The sequence below is a fragment of the Sodalis-like endosymbiont of Proechinophthirus fluctus genome (genome assembly GCF_001602625.1).
Classification (GTDB): Bacteria; Pseudomonadota; Gammaproteobacteria; order Enterobacterales; family Enterobacteriaceae.
Map to the genome: position 1 here is coordinate 46,576 of NZ_LECR01000023.1, position 2,974 is coordinate 49,549.

The 2,974-nt window shown below is 47.2% G+C and carries 2 protein-coding genes and 2 pseudogenes; 2 read left to right on the forward strand and 2 right to left on the reverse strand.

All coding sequences use genetic code 11. From position 1 onward, the window contains the following. Window positions 1–690 (reverse strand): annotated as a pseudogene (locus tag BG74_RS20335) (PfkB family carbohydrate kinase); the annotation flags it as partial. 257 nt (window positions 691–947) lie between these two features. Then, window positions 948–1,205, reverse strand: coding sequence for a hypothetical protein (locus BG74_RS12570; RefSeq protein WP_187202534.1), 258 nt, complete (start codon window positions 1,203–1,205; stop codon window positions 948–950). Between the two features lie 702 nt (window positions 1,206–1,907). On the opposite strand from BG74_RS12570, the gene BG74_RS19385 reads away from it, so the two are divergent. Together BG74_RS19385 and BG74_RS10270 are read left to right on the forward strand one after the other, a co-directional pair. Continuing rightward, window positions 1,908–2,030, forward strand: a complete 123-nt coding sequence (locus tag BG74_RS19385; protein WP_369678487.1) for a class II fructose-bisphosphate aldolase — start codon at window positions 1,908–1,910, stop codon at window positions 2,028–2,030. After that, a pseudogene (locus tag BG74_RS10270) lies at window positions 2,024–2,515 on the forward strand (class II fructose-bisphosphate aldolase). Before BG74_RS19385 ends, BG74_RS10270 begins: the two are co-directional and overlap by 7 nt. Window positions 2,516–2,974 lie beyond the last annotated feature (459 nt).

The following is a 2,974-nucleotide window of genomic DNA, read 5'->3' on the forward strand; positions in this document are numbered from 1 at the left end:
CGCCGCGTTTGATGGCGGCGTGATGTACCCATTCCGCTAGCAGGTCAGACACGATGGCCGACCTCCAACTGATTGCGGCTATGAGCGAAGTAGGGTATTTCCCTTCTACTGGGCAAAAAGATGTCGGTATATTCCAGGACATGGTCGAATACCTGGCGCATCTCGGGGTATTCATCATCTCCTTGCGAATATTGGGATCGAAGTAGACTGTTCCTTGATTGACCTTCACTATCTATATAACTTTGAGCACTATATCACTTGAGCATGGCGTCAATAATGTGAAACGAAAATAGCGACGAACCCATAATATGAAAGTACTTGCAGTGCTCTAGAAGGGCGGGTTGAATATAATCCGGGAAAAGAAAGCCTAAGGTGCTACTGGGAACATTAAAAATGAAATCCCGCTCGAGTGGGGTACGATAACTGACGAAGGCGGTGTTGGTGGGGTTTGTCCACCCGGGTAATCCTCTCGGGGGTAGCCACGCCTTCCTGGTGCAGTCGCTCAATGTTAAGATCGCTGAATCGTCGTTACCAACGTAGACGAACAGCAGCGAACTGAAATCCAGTCTGGCGACCTGTGCACAAAAATGGCAGGCTCGCCGCTGTTGGGATAGGGGCCGAGGAACACCCAAGGCTCCAAAAAGCCTTGGTGTAGTTTTTACATAAAAAGTCTACCAGTAACTTATCCATGGTACAGATGCTCACAGAAATAGCGTCCCCTTTAACCCTTATTAGAATCCCGATTAGTCCAGGTAAAACACCCATTATTGATGTAGAGGATAATGAAATCCGACTCGAATAATTGCTGTTGGTAAAATCCATTTACCGCGCCTGCAGGTCGCTAGATTATCCAACTGGGTCAATTGGCCAGCCGGGGCGTGATTCCCTTCGGACGGTGTAACTGGTGAGACCAGCAGGATTTTCATCTACGCCATGTCGAGCACCCACTAGTAATATGAGGCCAACTGCGACAGATCGCCGCTGATAGCACCAATATCGGCCAGTGAAGTGGCCTGAAAAATACAGTGTGGAGAGAGCGTGTAATGTTGCACGACACTATCCAGCGTTTTACCGTCCAAAACATGGTGATTACGGATCATTTCTCTGTTTGACAAGATCATCATCGATGAACTCACCCGCCAGTAGGGAAGGGAATGCTGCAGGCCGTTTACGATGAGCCGCAGCTTTTTCTGACCGCTCAGCAACGGGATGACCTTTGGATAGTGACGCTGGACACACCAAACTGCTCACAAAGAACTCTCAGTCCCGATTTCTCCCTATTTTCTTACAATTTCAGTGAATTTCAGTTGCTGTTTCAGTATCATGAACAACTTTATATGCACGTTGCTATCCTGGATAAGCGGTAAATAGCCTCACCTATATAGTCCGCAAACTTTTCAATTGAAATTTTCAGGCAACCCGGGCCCGGCGCCGCCTGCATGGGTGCGGTAAATGGCCCGACCGGCACGCGCTGCCGTCGGCGATGGCTTCCCGCGCAGCACATTGCGGACGACGGGCAAGATAAATTAAAATTTAAGTTAATAATAAAAATTAAATAATTATTTAAACATAATTTAACTATTGCCCTCTGCGGGATAACAGCCTTTTTAGCTCTGTAGTATTGAGAGGCCAAATAGGGAAATCAGAAGGAAGACTGAATGGCGAGTAACACTTTTTTACAATAACTATTATTTACGTTTTGTAAGTATTGTGCTTTAAACTCGATCATTATCACGCCATTTTACGATATAACTCATATATTATGTTTTAATTTGAATATTATTATAATTCCCCTTGCAGTTTATAGGAAATGGATTGCGGTGGAAAAATGGAAAGAATGGCTTTTGCACTAAACGATCATCACACCACCCTTCGTTAAGGAGAAAGCGATATGCCTATGCAAGTACATGCTATTAAAAGCACAACATGAAGGTTATGCGGTACCGGCGTGTAATATGCACAATCTTGAAACGTTGCAGGTGATTGTGGTGAAAACAGCGGCAGCGTCGCGTTCACTCATGAAATGCTAGCGGATATCAGCCATGAAACGCTAGCGAATATCAGCGCGATACTCCATGCCTGTATCTGCTCGGTGATGATCGACGGCTCAGCGCTGTCCTTTGAGCGCAATATCGCTCTGGTGCAGCAGTCAGTCGTGGCTTTCAGTCATCGTTTTGATGCCAGCGTCGAGGTCGAATTAGGACGGCTCGGCCGTCAGGAAGACGATAAGATGGTTGCGGCCTGCGATGAACTGTTCACGTCACCGCAAGCGACGGCTAAATTCGTCGATTGCACCGGAGGAGTTGATTCCTTCGCTCTGGCTATCGGCACCGTCAAAGGATGAGCGTGCCACTGATGCTCCACGACTTGTCGTGGTTGGCGAACGAGGATTCACCACACTATTGGCCTGGGGATTTGCAAGATCAATGTAGCCACCGAGCTGAAAATAGCTTTTACCTGCGCCCTGACAGCATATTTGCTTGAGCATCCCGACGCTACCGATCCGCGCCATTAATTACGCTACCGATCCGCTCTATTATAGCAACCGGAGAAACGGGCGATGAAAGGCATCGTCGATCAAGGTGATTACTCTGTGCAGCAGTTGAAGGTAAAAACTAACGTTCGTGCCGTGACTGTAATGACGTTAGGCCGAACTCATGGCCTTTAATAACTCGACCGCAGAAATAGCGGGCTTATGGCATTCCTTTTCCTGGTACTGATAAGGAAAGGAACTACTCTTGGCTCATCTAATAGCGTGATAACGGGCAATGTGCCAATGGTGTTTTTTTTCGCTGCAACCGTCGGCTTTTTTAATTAAATACAGGTAAACAAATAGCGACGACCGTTAATCGGGGCGTGACGTTTCATTCCTGCGCTGGCGTTATACGCTTATTCAGCAATAACCCGCTGGTCCATGGCTTTCACTTTATTTATTCTCTCTTACGCTACCACGCTACCACGCTACCACGCTACC